The 19497-nt window shown below is 46.2% G+C and carries 15 protein-coding genes; 10 read left to right on the top strand and 5 right to left on the bottom strand.

The features are described from left to right. The first annotated feature begins 33 nt into the window (after nucleotides 1-33). Complete coding sequence (locus LTAR_RS11005) at nucleotides 34-693, top strand: class I SAM-dependent methyltransferase (protein ID WP_062422296.1); 660 nt, start codon at nucleotides 34-36, stop codon at nucleotides 691-693. A gap of 146 nt (nucleotides 694-839) precedes the next feature. On the opposite strand, the gene LTAR_RS11010 is transcribed toward LTAR_RS11005, so the two are convergent. The 5 genes from LTAR_RS11010 to LTAR_RS11030 all read right to left on the bottom strand — a co-directional run bounded on the left by LTAR_RS11010 (nucleotide 840) and on the right by LTAR_RS11030 (nucleotide 7432). Beyond that, complete coding sequence (locus LTAR_RS11010; protein ID WP_062422297.1) at nucleotides 840-1781, bottom strand: DsbA family protein; 942 nt, start codon at nucleotides 1779-1781, stop codon at nucleotides 840-842. A 6-nt stretch (nucleotides 1782-1787) separates the two neighbouring features. Continuing rightward, nucleotides 1788-2999, bottom strand: a complete 1212-nt coding sequence (locus tag LTAR_RS11015; protein WP_062422298.1) for an aminotransferase class V-fold PLP-dependent enzyme — start codon at nucleotides 2997-2999, stop codon at nucleotides 1788-1790. 173 nt (nucleotides 3000-3172) lie between these two features. Then, nucleotides 3173-5029 (bottom strand): ABC transporter ATP-binding protein, encoded by a 1857-nt coding sequence (locus LTAR_RS17435; RefSeq protein ID WP_062422655.1) that lies wholly within the window; start codon nucleotides 5027-5029, stop codon nucleotides 3173-3175. A gap of 61 nt (nucleotides 5030-5090) precedes the next feature. Then, on the bottom strand, nucleotides 5091-6863 hold the full coding sequence (locus LTAR_RS11025; RefSeq protein ID WP_201775980.1) for an ABC transporter ATP-binding protein: 1773 nt from the start codon (nucleotides 6861-6863) through the stop codon (nucleotides 5091-5093). Between the two features lie 89 nt (nucleotides 6864-6952). Beyond that, on the bottom strand, nucleotides 6953-7432 hold the full coding sequence (locus LTAR_RS11030) for a MarR family winged helix-turn-helix transcriptional regulator (RefSeq protein WP_158423434.1): 480 nt from the start codon (nucleotides 7430-7432) through the stop codon (nucleotides 6953-6955). 134 nt (nucleotides 7433-7566) lie between these two features. Between LTAR_RS11030 and LTAR_RS11035 the strand changes: the two genes are divergently transcribed. From LTAR_RS11035 to LTAR_RS11075, 9 genes are all read left to right on the top strand, one after another. Next, a complete protein-coding gene (locus LTAR_RS11035; RefSeq protein ID WP_081419971.1) occupies nucleotides 7567-8028 on the top strand; it encodes a GNAT family N-acetyltransferase in 462 nt (153 codons plus the stop codon). A gap of 222 nt (nucleotides 8029-8250) precedes the next feature. Next, nucleotides 8251-8856: a Chromate resistance protein ChrB gene (locus LTAR_RS11040; RefSeq protein ID WP_139044514.1), complete on the top strand. Its 606-nt coding sequence runs from the start codon at nucleotides 8251-8253 to the stop codon at nucleotides 8854-8856. A gap of 10 nt (nucleotides 8857-8866) precedes the next feature. Further along, the gene (locus tag LTAR_RS11045) at nucleotides 8867-10111 is read left to right on the top strand and encodes an MFS transporter (RefSeq protein WP_062422302.1); all 1245 of its coding nucleotides are present in this window, start codon (nucleotides 8867-8869) and stop codon (nucleotides 10109-10111) included. Between the two features lie 117 nt (nucleotides 10112-10228). After that, entirely contained in the window at nucleotides 10229-13024 is a 2796-nt protein-coding gene (locus tag LTAR_RS11050) for a winged helix-turn-helix domain-containing protein (RefSeq protein WP_062422303.1), read from the top strand. A gap of 169 nt (nucleotides 13025-13193) precedes the next feature. Continuing rightward, a complete protein-coding gene (locus tag LTAR_RS11055) occupies nucleotides 13194-13748 on the top strand; it encodes a glycosyl-4,4'-diaponeurosporenoate acyltransferase CrtO family protein (protein ID WP_062422304.1) in 555 nt (184 codons plus the stop codon). Continuing rightward, entirely contained in the window at nucleotides 13711-14871 is a 1161-nt protein-coding gene (locus LTAR_RS11060; RefSeq protein WP_139044516.1) for an MGDG synthase family glycosyltransferase, read from the top strand. Before LTAR_RS11055 ends, LTAR_RS11060 begins: the two co-directional genes overlap by 38 nt. Continuing rightward, nucleotides 14872-15456, top strand: a complete 585-nt coding sequence (locus LTAR_RS11065; RefSeq protein ID WP_062422306.1) for a TVP38/TMEM64 family protein — start codon at nucleotides 14872-14874, stop codon at nucleotides 15454-15456. 116 nt (nucleotides 15457-15572) lie between these two features. Beyond that, a complete protein-coding gene (locus LTAR_RS11070; RefSeq protein WP_062422307.1) occupies nucleotides 15573-16001 on the top strand; it encodes a VOC family protein in 429 nt (142 codons plus the stop codon). A 129-nt stretch (nucleotides 16002-16130) separates the two neighbouring features. Continuing rightward, nucleotides 16131-19361 (top strand): AfsR/SARP family transcriptional regulator, encoded by a 3231-nt coding sequence (locus tag LTAR_RS11075; protein WP_062422308.1) that lies wholly within the window; start codon nucleotides 16131-16133, stop codon nucleotides 19359-19361. The last annotated feature ends 136 nt before the right edge of the window (nucleotides 19362-19497 follow it).

The following is a 19497-nucleotide window of genomic DNA, read 5'->3' on the forward strand; positions in this document are numbered from 1 at the left end:
TGTATATTCTATATTGTATAAGGAGAAAAAGAAATGACAAAAGTACGTATTCCCGAAACAGACCACGGGATTCAGGGAGAGGTAAACGTCAGCACATATGATGTGTTGCAGCGTAATCTGCGTGATAAAGGGCAGATTCAAACTAAAGCATTAATCGCCAGCGGCATTTCCAGCGGACATGCTCTCGAAATCGGTCATGGCCCTGGCTATCTTGGATTGGAATGGTTAAAAAATACACAAAATTCATGGTTAACCGGTTTGGATATCAGCCCGGATATGACTGTTCTGGCTCAAAAAAACGCTCGCGAGTACGGGTTGAGTGACCGTACATCATACGAAACCGGAAAAGGGAATCAGTTGCCTTATCATGATGGATGGTTTGATGCTGTGTTTACCAACGGATCCTTGCATGAATGGGCGGATCCATTGGGTACATTCAATGAGATAATGCGAGTAATCAAGCCTGGCGGACGATACTTCATCTCAGATTTGCGAAGAGATATGCCGATTTATATGCGATGGCTGCTGTGGGCAGGCACTAACCCAAAATCTATACGACGATACATGTTTACATCCATTGACGCAGCCTACACTCCCGGAGAATTGATGGAGATGGTGAAGGGTACAAATATGCACAAGGCAGAAATAAAAGGTAACCTAATTACAGTAACCATTTCAGGTAGCAAAAACTGAATGACAGGGTGGGATCATTTCTGATCCCACCCAACAATTTAGGTTATTCTGTTTGTGTAACATTCAAGTCAGGAATAAGCGGTTTGTCAAAATTACCGGAACATTCTACGAACACCGGTTTGTGATCAGGAAAAAGGAGGCAGATTTTATCTCAACCAGTAGAAGAACCCACGCAGAGCAATGGCATATACCCGGTAAGGTTTGGGACCTACGAACACCTGGTCTTTGTAGAAAATCGTTGGTGTTCCAGTAAAACCAGTGCTGGCGACCTGCTCCATCTGTTTTTTAACCGCCGTTTCGGTGGCCGGATCAGCGATACAGGCATTGACTTTTTTAGCATCCACACCGGCTTTTCCCAGAAGACCATTAATATAGGTGGGATCATCCAGATTGGCTTTGTCCCCTTCAAACATCAGGTCATTAAATGACCAGAATTTATCCGGCTGCAACTGATTCACACAGTAAGCGAGTTTGGAGAATGAATCGGTTGGTTCCTTGACGGGGTAGTGAATGAAGGTCAATCCAATATGAAACCGGTCAACCAGACTGCGAATGATCGGATAGGTTTTTCGAGAAAATTCGCAGTGATAACAGGCAATCATAAAGAGGTTATCCCCTGATCCCGGGTTTAATGTGGGGAATTGGGTCAGGTCGATTTTCTTCAAGTTAAGGGTCATTTGTGCAGGAGTTACAGGAATTGTACACACCTGACTGGTGGTGGACACCTGGTTATTCGCTCCGGTGGGATCGAAGACACAGAATTCAGTGGAGTTAGCGCCGTTACAGCTGCCGGTTGTATAGAACAGGAACAATCCACGTACAGCAAAAATGACGCTGGCCAGCAATAAACCAAAAAAAAGCCATGCCAGGCGTTCAAAATTGCGATTCAGGAAGCGAGCTGCCCCTTCCGAACGCGTGATAACAACTCCCAGAATCCTGGCTTTCATCTTTTCATCGAAACCAGTGGTACAGGGTCGTAATGTCACTCTTCGCAATACACAATCGAGTGCTTCTCGGGCCAGTTCACGGTTGGAAGCACTGAATATACCCAGAATCGATAGAACGATGAATGAAATGATGCAAAACATAGAGGTCTAAAGCACCTTTCGAATTTTCTTCAGGTTTTCGACGAACACAGCAGCTTCTTCCAGTGTATTGTAGAAATAGGTCGAAGCCCTCACCGAACCTTTGATCTGCCGGTCATTAAACCATGAATGCACACAATGCTGGCCGGATCGCACCATTACACCAGCCATCTGATCCAGCATCAGGGCAATGCGGTGTGAGTCAATTCCTTCAATGGTGAAATTGATAATTCCGCCACGCAATTTTGGATCCGCCGGACCAAGGATCGTCAGTCCGGGAAGTGAAGATATCTCCCCGGTGATGAACTCATTCAGGCTGGTCTCCTGCTTTTGAATAAAGTCAAATCCCACTTTCTGAATATACTCAAAGGCTGCTTTCAGGCCGTAGATTCCGGCATAGTCCTGTAACCCGGCTTCAAATTTTTCAGGGGGAGGTAAAAATTCACAGGAATCATAGGTTGATGTGGCAACAGTATCACCACCAACCAAAAATGGAGACAGTTTTTCCAAAAGCGCATACTTGCCGTACAGAATACCGGTTCCGGAAGGCCCCAACATCTTGTGTCCGGAAAGCGCCAGAAAATCCACATCCAGTGATCTGACATCGATCGGCCGGTGGGGTGCAGCTTGTGCGGCATCAAGCAACACAAGCGCTCCGGCACGATGGGCTGCTTTGACCACTTCCGCCGCAGGGATGGTCACGCCGTCCAGGTTGGACGTCATACCCAGTGAGACCAGTTTGACACCGCTTGCGATAAATTGCTCAAATTCCTGTATGTTGAAGGTTCCATCCGGTAGCGGCGGGATGATTTTCAGGTTGATTCCGGCACGTCTAACCAACATTTGCCACGGAATCAGGTTCGAGTTGTGCTCTTTGCCCGATATAACCACAGTGTCCCCGGCAGCCAGTCCAAGCGAATTGGCCACGATGTTGATCCCTTCTGTTGTGTTGCGCGTAAAGATGATCTCTTCTTTTCGCGAGGCATGAAAAAACCGGGCGGCCGCCATACGGGTTTCATCCACCTGCTTCGAAACGGCCGCAGAGAGATGATGCATACTTCGTCCACCGCAAGCCGGTTCGAGCTGATAATAACGATTCATGGCATCCAACACCACCTGCGGACGAAGACTCTGGCAGGCAGTATCCAGATAGATCTGGGGTTTTTTTGTAGAGTTTTGAGCAAAGAATGGAAAATCCAGACGAATCTTATTTATATCCATACAGGTAATCTACCTCTGGGATTTTCGTTATGATACTATATCCCCATCCCCCTGCCGGTTGAAATTTAGAAAATTCTTAGTTTGGTCTGGTTGAGAAGATCAACCGGTTGCCATATATCCGGGACATAAATAAAGGCGGGTTGCACCAGTAGACGCAACCCGCCTTGGCAAAATCAAGACAGTTGATATTGCCCGGTATAGAGCTGGTAATACCGGCCTTTTTCTTCCAGCAGGCTGTCATGATCGCCGCGTTCAATAATTTCACCATTTTCCAGAACGATAATCGCATTGGAATTGCGCACGGTAGATAATCTGTGGGCAATGACAAATACTGTCCGATCTTTCATCAGAGCATCCATACCCTTCTCAATCAGGCGTTCTGTACGGGTATCAATGGAACTGGTGGCTTCATCGAGAATCATCACCGGTGGATCTGCCACAGCAGCCCTGGCAATTGCCAGGAGCTGACGCTGCCCCTGTGAAAGGTTGGCGCCGTCGCCGGTGAGGTATGTATTGTAACCCTCCGGCAAGTGCTTGATGAACGAGTGTGCACTGGTCAACTTCGCGGCCTGAATACATTCTTCATCTGTCGCATCCAACCGGCCGTAACGAATATTCTCCATGACAGTTCCGCTAAACAGATGGGTGTCTTGAAGCACCATACCCAGCGAGATACGCAGATCATCTTTCCGTATCTGTTTGACATCGATTCCGTCATAGGTGATCTGACCTTCATCCACATCATAAAACCGGTTGACCAGGTTGGTTATGGTGGTCTTGCCTGCGCCGGTTGAACCAACGAAAGCAATTTTTTGACCGGGTTTAGCAAATAATGAAATATCTTTCAGCACGGGTTTATCTGGCTCGTAACTGAAATCTACGTTATGGAACCGTACATCCCCTTTCAATTCAACATACTCAGGGTGCCCGTTGGATGATGGCATTTTCCAACTCCAATGAGTAGGATGTGCTCCATTGGTGGTAGGAACCAGTGTTCCATCTTCCTTTTTGACCATACCCACAAGGGTAATCTTGCCCTCATCCAATTCAGGCTGCTGGTCCATCACGTCAAATACTCGCTCGGCACCTGCCAGACCGGATAGGATGGTATTAAGCTGATTGGTCATCATTTGAATGGGCATCCCCACCTGCCGCGAGTACTGAAGGAAGGCAGCCAATGACCCCACATCAAAGCGGCCCATTACAGTCAGTATGCCGCCAAACAGAGCCACTGCGGCATAGGCAATATTGTTCAAATTGCCCACAATCGGCATCACGATACCGGCGTAAAAGTTCGCATCTGTGGCGGCTTTTCGATATTCTTCATTCCGCTTACGGAATTCGGCAATGGCTTCTTTTTCATAGGTAAAAACTTTAACCACCTTGAGCCCATCCACCATTTCTTCAATATAACCATTCAGGTAACCCAGGTTTTTTTGCTGGGCGGCAAAGTTTTTACTGCTTCGTTTGGCCAGATTCTGGGTTATGTAGACAATCACCGCAATGAGCACAAATGTAACCAAAAACAATGTCGGGCTGAGGATGATCATCATCACCACAGAACCAATAAACCCGACCATGCTGGAGATCAGTTGAATGAGGCTCTGTTCCAGTGTGGTCTGGATATTATCGATATCATTGGTGAAGCGGCTCATCAATTCACCGTGAGATTTGGTGTCAAAATACCGCAGCGGCAATCCCTGCATTTTAGTGAATAATTCGCGCCGTAAGGTATTGACAGTCCGCTGGGCGATCTGCATCATGATGCGATTCTGGAAGTACATGGCCGCGATGGAAATCAGATAAATGCCGCCAAGCACCATCAACGCATGCACCAGTCCGGGCATATCGCCCGGCAGGATGTAATCGTTGATGATTGGTTTGATAAAGTAGCTGCCGGCCAGCATTCCCGCTGAACCAATAAACATCAGTACAACAACCAGAATAAGAGCGAGAATCCGGTCCTGAAGATACCCGAGTAATCGGCGGATGGTCTTTCCGGCATTCTTGGGTTTTTCAAAGGCTCGCATAGGGCCGCCACCGGGTCCGCGCGGTCCAATATTTTGTGAACGTGAGACTTCCTGTTTTTCTTCAGGCATTTGACATAACTCCTTCCCGCTGGGAAGCAAGAATCTCCTGGTAAATATCATTCTGCTGTAATAATTCTTTGTGCGTGCCCATTCCAACCACTTTTCCTTCATCGAGCACAATAATCTTGTCTGCATTTCGAACGGAACTGATACGCTGGGCAATGATAAAGACTGTTGTGTCAACCAGACTTTTATTAAAGGCTTCGCGAATTTTTGCCTCGTTAGCTGAATCCACAGCACTGGTGCTGTCATCGAGAATCAGTATCTTCGGCTTTTTAATCATGGCACGTGCGATACACAGACGCTGTTTTTGTCCACCCGATACGTTGACTCCACCCTGTCCCAGTTCAGTATCATACCCTTTGGGAAGCGATGCAATGAAATCGTGAATCTGAGCATCTTTGCATGCTGCTTCAATTTCGGCATCGGTGGCATTCTTATTCCCCCACAACAGATTTTCTTTAATTGAACCTGAGAAGAGGATATTTTTCTGCAGCACCACTCCGATTCCTTCTCGAAGTGATTCAAGTTCGTAATCTCTCACATCCACACCATCTATCAGCACTTTTCCTTCGGTTACATCATATAACCGGGGAATCAGGCTGATGAGGGTTGATTTGCCCGATCCTGTACTCCCCACGATACCCACAACCTCACCCGGGTTGGCGGTAAAGTCAATATGGCAAAGGATATCGCCTTCTGTATCATTGAGATTATATTTAAAGGAAACATCCCGGAATTCCACTTTACCAGCCGTAATTCGTGGTGAAGAATCCACAGATGGTTTATCAGGCAAGAGGTTGGGAAACTGCGGTTTTTCTGCAATGTCCACTTCAGTATCAAGCACTTCAATCACGCGTTTTGCACTGGCTTCTGCCCGGGCGCCCATGATCATCACCATGGAAATCATCATCACGCTCATCATGATCTGCATGATATAGCTGGTGAAACTGATCAACTGACCGGTACCCAGAGTCCCCTGCATGACCATACCGCCACCCAGCCAGATTACTGCCAGGGTAGCCCCATTTAACACAAACATCATGACAGGCATGGTCAGGATGGCAATGGTGATAGCCCGAATGGCACTGTTGGTGAAATCATCATTGGCTTTCTGAAATTTTTTAATTTCGAAATCAGACCGTACAAACGATTTGACCACCCGGATGCCAATTAGGTTTTCCTGGATTACCCGATTAATGGCATCAATTTTCTCTTGCATCACCCCGAAACGTCCGACGGCAAAACGCATAATTATGGCTACAAAAGCTATCAACACCGGTATGGCTATCGCCAATACGATGGACAATTCAGAGTTAATGCTGTATGCCAGAATAAATGACACAATCAACATCATGGGGGCACGCATCAAGATTCGCAGTGACATCATGAAGGTTTGTTGCAGGTTGTTGACATCATTTGTCAAACGGGTTACCAGCGATGCCGTGCTAAACTGATCAATGTTTTTGAATGAAAAACTTTGCAACTTTTCAAACAAGGCATCGCGCAGGTTGGCACCAAAACCCATGCTTCCCCTGGATGTAAACCACATATTGGCAATACCACCGGCAATGGCCACCAATGCCAACCCGACCATGATCAAGCCGATGTTGGATATATACCGGATGTCTTTTCCAGGAATTCCGATATCCACGATCTTTGACATGAGTAATGGCATACTTAATTCACAAAGTACGTCCAATAACACCACAAATGGCACGACTAAAACATATTTCTTATATTGGCCTATATAAGCCGCTAACTTTTTGATCAATGACTCCTCCAATTCCATCAAGTCAAACCCGATTGCATCATCAGAATCGGGATAATCTGTATCTTAAGCCGAATACATTCTGAAATTGATTAAAGGTTTCTATGAAATCCCGGATGGCGTCGTTCCACCAGGATCGGTTCAGAGAAATTATTTTGCAAATTCGCCTGAATGCGTAAGAAATAGCTTTGTAATTGATCCAATTCCTCGTCTGTAAATCCCTGGAATGTACTCCGACCGAGTTGTTCAAAATTTCTGCCAATTTCGTCGGCTACCTTTTTACCTTCCTCCTGAATATAAACCCTTGAAATCCGTTCATCTACAGGGTCTTTTTTACGCATCAGGTATTTCTGCTCTTCCAGACGTTTGATTACTTTGGTTACGGCAGCCGGGGATATATTCAATTTTGCAGCAATTTCGGAATGAGTTAACCCATCATGCCGGTCAATGAATTTTAGGAGCATCCCTTGACCTCGGAACAAATCAATCTTATCCATACATTGATCTGCCCGTGTGGCATGCAGTCTGGCGATATGAAACAACATCTTTCCCAACTCTTCCGTTTTTTCCATGAGCATTATTTTACCCGTTAATTATTTACCTGTAAAATATATTACAAAGAATTTACAGGTAAAATGACATACTAATGAAAATAACCGGTCAATACTTCACAAGTAAAAATATAAAAACAGAATTTGTACTTATCATGAATCCCATTTCCCTCACAAACTCCACTATAAACGAAATATCTTCCTGGTTAGCTCTTGCCCGCGAAGCTGAACCCCTATTTGGACCAATGGCAGATGATCCTGATTTTCGAAAAGGATTGCTCGAAGCCATACAAGACGGACGGGCCATTGCCGCCAAAGAAGAGAAAACTTCTGATGTTCTTGGCGGGGTGATCATTGATCCTGAACAAAATGAGATCCTCTGGCTGGTGGTAAAACAATCCGCCCGTGGCAGGGGCATAGGTCAGGCTCTTTTGGAAGCAGCCCTCGAAAGATTAGATATCCGGCGTCCGGTTCGGGTTCAAACCTATGACGAGAGTGTGCCTGCCGGTTTACCCGCCAGGGCGCTTTACACCCGATTCGGGTTTGTTGACCTTGAGCCGGCCGGCCTCAACCCAGCCGGACTTCCCACGGTGATCATGCAAAAACCTGCATTCTGATTACCTGTTACCTGCCCGTACGCCAACCCACTCTCCCCGGAAAATTATCATATTGTTGAGGCGTCTTTTATCCTATCTCTACTTTTCTTGTGGAGATATAAAGACGCAATATTAAAAGTATCCCTCCTTAATCTATTCTGTAACACTTATTGCAAAACAAGAAAAAGAATACTATAATGCAACAAGTGTTACATGCCAAAATCCGGATATTTCAGAGGTGTTATGGATCATAAATGGCTGTTGTTTTGCCCGCAGCTCCCTGCCACGCCATCCAGTCCGCGGGTGACGTTGTGGCGGCGCATGCGTTCCGCCGGGGCTGCCGGTCTGGATAACGGATTGTGGCTGCTGCCGTATTCTGAATCAGCCCAGACATTGATCGAAGAGATGAAAAATTACGTCGCCGCACAGGGGGGAATCAGCCGCACTTTTTTTGCCAATGCTTTCGATACAGAAACCGAGGCAGATATTATTGATCACTTCCGTCAGGATCGTGCTGAAGAATATGCCGAATTCAAGGAACAATGCGCCCATTTTCTGGCAGAAATTGAAAAAGAAATCAACCGTAAAAATTTCAGCTTTGCTGAATTTGAAGAAAACGAAGTCGATCTAAACAAGCTGGAATCATGGTTCAAGAAAGTCCAGAATCGTGATTTCAGCGATGGCGACCAGGCTTCTGAAGCGTCTGAGTGGTTGGAAAAATGCCGGGAAACATTTCAGCATTTTTCAGACGAAGTCGTAGCACATGAAGACCCAGACCATAACCATAAAATGCGTTTTGATCCTGGCCGCCTGACGGATCAGGCATCAGAAAATCCAATCAAGAAATAATGAGGTTATTATGACAGAAACCGTCCACGAATCAACATCCCGACCATCCATCCGGCAATTGCCGCGCAATGTATGGGCGGTTGGCTTTACCAGTTTCTTTATGGATATCTCCAGTGAGATGGTCATCAACATCATTCCATTGTTTCTGGCTAATGTCCTTGGTGTGCAGACCAGTATTATCGGTCTGATCGAGGGCATCGCGGAGACGACAGCCAGTGTTCTCAAGCTTTTTTCCGGATGGTTGTCTGATAAGCTCGGTGGACGCAAATGGCTGGCTGTGGCAGGATATGGACTTTCGGCCGTTACCAAACCGTTCTTTTATTTTGCCAGCAGCTGGGAATTAATAGCCGGTGTCCGGTGGGCTGACCGAATTGGCAAAGGTATCCGCACGGCGCCGCGTGATGCGCTGGTAGCCGATTCAGTTACGAAAGAAACCCGCGGACTGGCCTTTGGTTTTCATCGTGCCATGGATACAGCCGGAGCAATGGTCGGCCTGATCATTGCCGCTGTCATTGTCTGGCTGGCTCAGGCCAATAACCTGGATCTCTCCAAATCCACCTTTCAGACGATCGTGCTGCTGAGTCTGGCACCCGCTTTTCTGGGCGTGCTGTCATTGGCTGTTGGGGCAGAAGATGTGGCTGTTGAAAAAAAGCGGGCTCTACCCAGATTCTCTTTGAAGAACATGGGCAAACCATTCAATATTTTCCTCGTAATTGTCAGCATCTTCACACTTGGAAATTCTTCTGATGCCTTTCTGGTATTGCGCGCCCAGAACCTGGGTATTTCGGTTATCGGGATCCTCCTGATGCTGGTAACGTTCAATCTGGTATACACACTGGTTTCCACTCCAGCCGGTTCCCTCTCTGACCGGATAGGCCGCCGCCGGTTGATTGTGGGAGGCTGGCTGGTTTATGCGGCCATTTATTTTGGCTTTGCTCTGGCTCAACAAGCCTGGCAGGTATGGGTTCTTTATGTGGTATATGGTTTATATTACGGTATGGCGTATGGAACTGCCAATGCCATGGTAGCCGATCTGGTTCCTGATGATCTGCGTGGAACTGCCTATGGCACATACAATGCCGTTATTGGATTACTGGCTTTCCCCTCTTCATTAATCGCCGGCCTCCTCTGGCAGGGATCCGGCAGTTGGAGCGGCTTTGGTCCATCGGCCCCATTCCTTTTTGGCGGCTCTCTCGCCCTTATAGCCGCTCTGTTGATGGTAATCTGGATGCCAAAAACAGGTATGCAATCTTAAGCCAGCATAAGACAAAGATGGGTCTGTAGATGCTGTGAAATAACCGGCTTTCCCTGGAGTATATAAGCTACAATTACTGTCGCCGATTTATTTGACACACTGCTGTTGGAGTTTCTCTTGGGAAAGAATCAGGGATTTCCCATCATTCGTACGAAAATATTGATCCCGGCCATCCGCCCGGGCATGGTCCACCGTCAGAGCCTGATGGACAGGATCGAAGCCGGGATCAATCAAGGATTCGTGCTGATATCAGCTCCTCCCGGATATGGCAAAACTACACTTGTGGCAGATTGGGCAAAAAATAAAAAACCTGTCGCCTGGATCACTCTTGACAGCCAGGATAATGACCTGCTGGTTTTCAACCGGTATTTAGTCTCTCTGGCAGAAGACTTGAAAATTGCAGACCAGGACAGACCGGGTGAATTTGCCCTTGAAAGCTCGGCTGAAGATCATTTCTATTCCCTTTTGATCTCGTTGATCAATAATTGCTCACAGATCGAATCGGAATTTACGCTCGTTCTGGATGATTATCATGTAATTGAAAACCCGAAAATTCACAACGGATTTCAATTTTTACTTGACCATTTTCCAGACCATTTCCGGTTAGTGATCATCACACGGTCGGATCCGCCATTCCAACTGGCCCGACTGAGAGCCAGAAACCGGCTTCTCGAAATCAGGGCGGCTGACCTGTGTTTTTCCATGGCAGAAACAGGGGAATTCTTTCAAAAAACAGTCCAATTGAACCTGTCTGCAGATGATATCGGGCAGGCGCATAAACGAACCGAGGGATGGATTACCGGTCTGCAATTGGAAGCCCTGACACATACCGGGTTAGATTCCCCGCGGATACCCGGTAAAGCCTTCTCTGGAAATCCGAATTTGACCATGGAATATATGATTGATGAGGTCTTCTATCATCAATCGCCCACTATTCAGGAATTTCTATTAAAAACTTCGATACTTGACAATCTATATGGACCGTTATGCGACTACATTTTGGACCAGCATGAACCCGGTAAAACCAGTCAATCCATATTGCATTCACTTTTCCATTCAAACCTCTTTCTCACACCATTGGATAATCACGAATTATGGTTCCGCTTCCACCCATTGTTTTCTCAGGCGCTTCGAAGTCTTTTGAATGAGAAATATCCGGCGGATGTTCCCGATCTTTACCTGAAAGCCAGTGAATGGTGTGATCAAAATGGACTATATCAAGAAGCATTGTATTATGTCGGCGAATCAAACGACAAATTCCGTTTTGTAAATCTTCTTGAAAAGTACTCATTAAATGCTTTTCGTAGTGAGACCATCCTGGATACTCTCGGCTGGATCAAGAAAATTGATGGAGATTTGATCTCCACCAGTCCCCTGCTCAGTTTGATCTATTCCATCGGCTTGATGATGTCGGTTGAATTAGAATCCAGCGCCATCTGGCTTGAGAAATCACGGATCGCACTTTCCTCGGGAAAAATAAGCCCGGTACTTCTTCCATTTGAAAATGACCTGTGGGGATTATGGCATGCCGGGCAATCCATGCTCTATTCACTGCGGGGAGATATCGATCAGGCGCTGGCATTTTCGTCTAAAGCCATGCAGCTTCTCCCGGAAGAAAGCGGCTTTTCTCATTGCTTTGCCCTCTTGAACAACGGTTTCACCTTTGCATTAAACGGAGAATTGGATAAAGCCGTTCACTTTTTCGAAGAGACCATTGAGGACAGTCAGCGGATGGGCAACTGGGTGACCCTGCTGATTGCACGCAGCAATCTGGCGGAGCTTTATATTGACAGAGGCAAATTATCACAGGCGCTGGTGTTATTTAACCAATCGTTGAAGAGCCTTCCTGAAACACCCGGCCAATCTTCCGGTATCCGTGGATATCTGTACAAGGAGATGGGCGAAGTTTATCTGGTACGGAATGAATTGAAAGAGGCAAAACGGTACCTTCTTGAAGGGGCTGATCTGACACGCGACTGGATGCCATCACTGAATGATCTGGATACCCATATTCGTCTGGCCCGTTTGTATCACTGTGAAGGTGACTTCCAGGCCTCGCACCATGAAATCAGCCTGGCAAGAAACCTGGCTGATACCACACAGGGTCAGTTGGACGATCTGATCATTGATATCACAGAGACTAATCTGGGGCTTCTCCGTGGACAGACTAACCAGGCATTGGTATGGGCTCAAAAACGCGGCTTGCTCAGTGACGAATATCAAGATGTGATCAAGAAATTGCCAATCGCCATTTCCATTCCCACCTGTCTGGTGTTGGCCCGTCTGTATCTTGTGAATGGACGATTGGTGAATGACCACAGCCAAATTGAACAATCCATAAAAATCATAATTAATCTGCTGCCTTCCATAGAAAACGCCAACCTGTGTGAATACCAGATCGAAGGTCTGGTATTGCTTGCCCTGGCCTATCATGAGCTCGACAGGGTACCTGACATGCTGAAGGCGCTGGAAACAGCCTTTCGTCTGGCAGAGCCGGAACAGATTCGTCAGGTATTCCTTGATGAAGGCATTCCCATGTCACGACTGGTAACACATTTTCTCGCGTATATCAAACTAAACAAACCGGTAGATGGAATCCCGAGCCGGGCATTCCTTTCAGATTTGTTATTCCGGTTTACCGGACGTGAAAATGAATCTACTTCAACGAATAATGCATTTGAAAACGATAGTAGTAAAAACGATACTATTTTTCTCGCAGATATGCTCACTTCCCGAGAAAAAGAAGTAATGAATCTGGTGGCCGGGGGGAAAACGAATGGACAGATTGCCCAGCAGCTTCATCTTTCCATAAATACGGTAAAACGGCACCTGAATAACGTGTTCCTAAAACTGGGTGTAACCACAAGAACGCAGGCAATTAACGTTGCCCGTAAACAAGGTTGGATCAAGTAACTTCCTGGTAAAAAAAGACGGGGATTAATACTAAATTAACACTTCCGGTTCAAGACGGATCAATCAAAATTCGTTAATCTTGGATCATAGAAAACGCAACATGCGGAAATATGATCAGGTGGCATAAACCTGGTCATTATTTTTCGTATGGACAAGATGTGGTGATACTATGAGAATCATTTTTCTATCAGATATTGGCACAGCGATTCTGGATGTTTTTGCCTGGGTTTGTTTCCATCTGGGGATCGGTTACTGGTGTTCAAGATTGCCAATTTCAAACTTTGATCCACAGGAATCCAAATATCAAACCAAGTCATGGGAAAAAGATGGAGAAATCTACGAGAAGATCTTCCATGTAAGAGCCTGGAAGAAATTAATCCCCAGTGGAGCCAGAGTTTATGCAGGCGCTTTTGAGATCAAGAATCTACCGTCATACAACTTTGATTATGTGGAACGTTGGCTAAAAGAAAGCTGCCGGGCGGAATACTGTCACTGGGTGATGATGCTTCCCGGATTGTTATTTTTCTTCTGGAACAGCGTCGAGGTAGCCTGGTGGATGGTAGCGTATGCTGTTGCCAATAATCTGGTACCCATCATCATGCAGCGATATAACCGCCCCCGTGTCCGTCGTCTGCTGGCACAAATTGAGAAAAAATCACACCGACGAATGGAGCCCGTAATCAAACTTGATAAACAAGAAGCGTTTGCTCATTCTTACCAGTGATACCGGTCTGGGACACCGCAGTGCAGCTAATGCCATTGCTCATGCCATGGAAGAACTGCATCCATTTGAAGTCAATAGTACGATTGTGAATCCGGTGTTTGATCAACCATCACCGGCATTTCTTCGGAAAACGCAGAAAGATTATGACAAAAATGTGACGAAAAACCAGGACTTTTACCGGTTTTCGTATGAAATCAGTGACTCCCGGTGGGCTGCCTCTATGGTTGAAAGCACAATGGTTCTGGCTTTATATCGTGGGTTATCCCATATTTTTGCAGATATCAAGCCTGACGTGATTCTTAATACAAATTTGCTTTTTAACGCACCGATGGGATCTGTACTCCGAGCCTGTCATTCTGATATTCCTTTTTACACCGTGGTTACCGATATGGGCGATGTCCATTCGATATGGTTCAATAGTCAACCGGATGGATTTTTTGTAGCTTCAGAAGATGTGAAGGCAAAAGGCGAAACCTGCTGTATTCCATCGGAGAAAATCAAAATCACCGGCATTCCCGTTGATCCTTCCTTCGATGCAGCCAGGCATAATCAGAAGCTAGAACGACAGGCACTTGGAATGGATTCAACCCTGCCAACATTCTTGTTTGTCGGCAGTCCACGTATTTTTGGGATCACTGAGTATTTGAAGGAACTTGAGAAAGCATCCTTCCCCTTCCAGGTTGTGGTTATCGCCGGGGGGAATGAGGCTCTGTTCAATGAAGTATCAGGCAGAAAATGGAACTTCCCAATACACGTCAGGGACTTCGTAAGGGATATGCCCACGTGGATGGCCTGCGCCGATGTTCTGGTAACAAAAGCTGGTGGTTTGATTATATCGGAAGGGCTGGCAGCCGGATTGCCCATCATCCTGATTGACCATCTTCCAGGACAGGAAGATGGTAATGTACGTTTTGTACTTGATAACCAGGCAGGATTCTGTATTAATAGTAAGGATCAATTTTTGCCAATCATTCAATCCTGGTTGGCAGATGACAGGAATCTGTTAAGGCAAGTGTCGTCTAATGCTGTTAGGATTGGACATCCCCATGCCGCTCTGGATATTGCCGAAACATTGTGGCAGGCATCACTCCAAAAAACACCCGTACTTGAGCCTGTATTGTAAGTGCCTACTCTCACCCTCTCTGATCTCTGGTCATACTGCAAAGCCAATCGAGAAAAGATTCTTCGAATCCTGGCTGTTCTGTCAATCATTCTATTGATGTCATTTGTAGCCTCACATTATTCCTTTGCAGCCATCCAGAATTTCATCCAAAAATATGAGCAATTCACCATCGTCATCTCACTTACACTATATGCCATCCTTGGTGCAACTCCGATTCCATCTGAACCGTTAACTATTTTCATCTCCTCCCTCAAAGGGCCAATATATGCACTGGTAATCGCCACTGTAGGCAATACACTGGCGGCACTGGTGGAATTTTATATCGGTGGAAGTCTGGGAGATATTTCTGATTTTGAAAAACGGAAAAAGAAATTACCATTCCACCTGGGCGAATTACCGATAGATTCACCTATCCTGCTTTTGTTGGGTCGTATGCTTCCCGGATTCGGCCCCAAATTTATCAGCATTATTTGCGGTGTTTACAAGATACCGCTGTTTACCTATATCTGGACGACGATGGTTTCGAATGTGGTGGGGGCGGCTATCGTTGCCTACGGGGGATATGGTTTGATCAACCTGTTCTAGTTGAATCACAGGATACGTAATTAACACTTTAATGGTACTTTCGCAGGACGCGTAACCTGTAATCGGGTGATAAGCTTCCTTCCTATAGTCTGGTTTTATAGAAGGCCGACCGGTTTATGCATACATTGCTCGGTTATCGTTTTGACCATCTTTTGCTGGAAAAGATTCCCGGCAGCGGAATTAAGCAAGCACAATCGCAATTGCTTTCCATCCGGTTGGTTGTGGATAATCTCGAACAGGAAAAGAATTTTTTTACCCGTCTGCTGAAGATCGATCCTCTTGTGGAAAACGAAATGCAGGTATTGCTGCCGATATCTTCAGGAATAACCATAAATCTTCTTGCCAGTACGCTTGATCAGAAATATCCACCCGTCCATTCCACGCCAGGATTGGAATTGGACATCCTGGTCAATGATATTCAATCCATTTGGAAAAACACTGCAGAATTACGTCATTCACAAGAAAAGCCCCCATCCGCCGTGGGTTCCCGGCGGATGTTTCAAATAACATCTCCCGCCGGAATTCTCCTCAGACTCTGGCAATAAATTGCCAGTGTATACTCCGGGAAAAAGCTGCACAGTATGGTGCAGCTTTTTTTTATCAGAAGAATAAATGCCGGCTATTTTTAAGGGGACTATGATTTAGTTATAATTATTGACGGAAAAATATCAATCATGCCATCTGATTTCGCTATCATCCGCACCAGGATCACCCCTCCTCAGCGTCGGGGAGAACTGGTCACGCGTCAAAGGTTGATTGACCTGTTGATTGATCTGCTTGAAAAACGGCTGGTACTAGTCTCGGCTCCTGCCGGTTATGGCAAAACTTCGCTGATGGTTGATTTCGCGAGTAAGTGCCCTTTGCCGGTCTGCTGGTATACAGTAGATCCCCTTGATTTTGATCCTCATCGTTTTATTGCTTACTTCATTTCTGCTATTCAACAGCGATTTCCGGAATTTGGCAACCGGTCGCTCACTGTCTTGGAAGGAGACAAGGGCAATCTTGATGTAGATTATCTGGCAAATATTTTGATCAATGATATATACGATAACATCCCGGAACATTTTGTTTTTATTCTGGATGATTATCACCTGGTGAATGAGAGCCTGCCTGTACGGAGATTCCTCAGCCGATTCTTGCAAGACATGGATGAGAATTGTCATCTCATTCTGACTTCTCGGACCCTGTTATCGCTGCCGGTATTGCCGGGATTGGCCTCCCGATCAGATGTCGGCGGTTTCAGTTTTGAAGAACTGGCTTTCCAGACAGATGAGATCCAACAGCTTTACGAACAAAACAAGCATCAATTGATCAGTCAAAGTACAGCTGAAGATATTTTGAATCGGACTGAAGGCTGGATCACCGGCATAATCCTGACCAGTCAGGTCAATCTGGATGAAGCCAAAGCCCGCAGCCGATTGAAACGGCTCACCGGATTTGGCATTGAAGAATACTTTTTACAGATAATAGACGGTCTGCCGGCAGATCTACGATCGTTTCTGCTCTGGTCCTCTCTTTTGGAAGAATTCAATTCTGCCCATTGTGACCGGGTATTAAGCCCGGCATTGAACATCTCCGGAGGGCGCTGGCAGGAATGGATGGAAACCATCCTGAAAAATAACCTCTTTGCTCTGACTGTTGGTGAAGATGGAGAATGGATTCGGTACCACCCCCTGTTCCTGGAATTTCTACAAAACAGGGTTTTTCATGAAGCCTCTATGGCGGCAGAAGCCATCGAACGACGGTTAGCCGAGGTATACCTGGAAGACCGTGAATGGGACCGTGCCTTTGCAATTTATCGAAAGTTAAACCTGCAATCTGATTTAATCCGTCTGATTGAAATCGCGGGCCCTGAAATTTTGGCGTCTGGCCGCATCTCAACACTCTCAGCCTGGATTGATGTCATCCCCGACGATGTCTCGGCAACTCATCCAACCATTATTTCGCTCAAGGGAAGAATTGCTTTTTCCAGTGGTGACACCCGCCTTGCCATGAACCTGTATAACCAGGCCATTGACCAGATGAAGCTCCCGGGTGACATATCCTCACTGGCACAGGCATTCATCTGGCGGGCCAATCTTCACCGGTTAATGGGCGATCTAGATTCTGGTTTGAGCGATGCCAACCGATGCCTGGAGATTACTCAAGACAATCCCCATTTGAAGAAGATTTATGGAGATGCTCTCCGGTGTATCGGCCTGTGTATTTACCACAAAGGCAAATTACAACAAGGGCTTGTCTGGCTGCAAAAATCCTATGAAGTTATGAAATCACTCGGTGAGCCCAGGAATGAAGCCGAAATCCAGATGGAGATTGGGATCATTTATGAAAATGTTGGCAAATACCGGCTGGCCAGAGAAGCATACCTTTCCGCCTTGCAGTATTGGAAAAAAACTGAAAATCAGATTAACCAATCCATTCTGCTGAATAATCTGGGGGTGTTGCAGCAGATGATGGGCGAATATGAAGAAGCAGGCAATTCCTTTAAACAGGCATTGGAGTATTCCCGGTTAAGCGGGTACACCCGTATCGAAGCTTATATTCTGACCGGCATAGCCGATATGTATACTGAGCTGCAGGCCGATGAGCAGGCCGCCGAGGCTTTTGAACTGGCCGGTCATATTGCCGAACAAATACAAGAACATTTCCTGCAGGTTTATATCGGCGTGCGGTCTGCCGCCCTTTCAGGTCTGCGTGGAGATATTGCACGCGGTTATCAAATCATCCGGCAAACAGAAAACCTTATCGGACCAGAAGGATCCGAAATGGAACGTCAGCTCTGTGCACTGGAAAACGCCGGTCTTTTACTACAGGATGGCAAAAGTGCAGAAGCTGTTTCAATGTTGGAAACTGCCTGCACGTATTTCGGACAGGAAGGCCACAAGATCCAATATGATCGAGCGCACTTCTACCTGTTACTGGCTTATCTATCGCTGGGAAAACCTGAGAAACAGATAGAACACATCTTACACATTCATGCCAGCTTGACCGATGAAAACCCACCGGCATCTCTGATTGCCCTGGCTGCCCGGTTTATCCATCTGTTAAATAATGTCAAATTTGAATATCTGCGGTCTGATAGTGCCAGCTTTATGCAAAACATCACCGCTTTTTTGGAAAAACTTCCAGAATTGCGCCGTTATCTGCGAGATAATTCACAGGTAATACCTTTTGCGCCGCCCACCATCGTGATCAGGGCTCTTGGCCGTATGCAGGTTCGGGTTGATAACCACTGGTTAACCAGTTCAAACTGGCAGACACAGGCTGCCCGAGATCTATTCTTCCTGCTTCTGGCGCATCCTGAAGGAATGACCAAGGATGAGATCTGTCTGATTTTCTGGCCAGATGCTTCAGCCGATGAAGCAAAATTCCGTTTTAAAAATACGGTATACCGCTTGCGGCGCGCCGTGGGCAAGGACGCTGTCATACTTGAACAGGATATTTATCGGTTCAACAACAGACTTGATTATGAATATGATGTAGAGCAGTTTCTTAAGGCAAATGCCGCCGCTGCTCGTGCACAGGATGCCCGGGATAAGCTGTCGCATTACCGGGAAGCTGTCAAACTTTACAAAGGAAATTATCTGAATGAGATTGAAGATACCTGGGTATTGAACCCACGGGAATACCTGCGGCAGAATTACTTGAACATATTACTGCGTGCAGCTGAGATCTACCTGAATGCTGAAAAATATGATCAGGCTCTCGAATATTGCCAGCGGGCTCTGGATGAAGACAACCTGTTGGAAGATGCCTACCGCCTGGCATTACGGACTTTTGCCGCCATGGGCAATCAAGTGGGATTGATCAGACAATATCAACGCTGTGTTGATACATTGGAACGTGAAATTAATGCCCCGCCATCAGAACAAACCAGGGCATTGTATCAATCACTTCTCCGCTGAGTTCAATTTCTCAAAAGTATTAATCAGATCAAACCGCCGCAATCATGGCGGTTTTTTAATTTTTAGACTACCAATAAATTATTCCTGTCATCATCATGGCTCAATTTGATCTGACGTTTTCGATAGGTATTGGAAA

The sequence above is a fragment of the Leptolinea tardivitalis genome, assembly GCF_001050275.1.
Classification (GTDB): Bacteria; Chloroflexota; Anaerolineae; order Anaerolineales; family Anaerolineaceae; genus Leptolinea; species Leptolinea tardivitalis.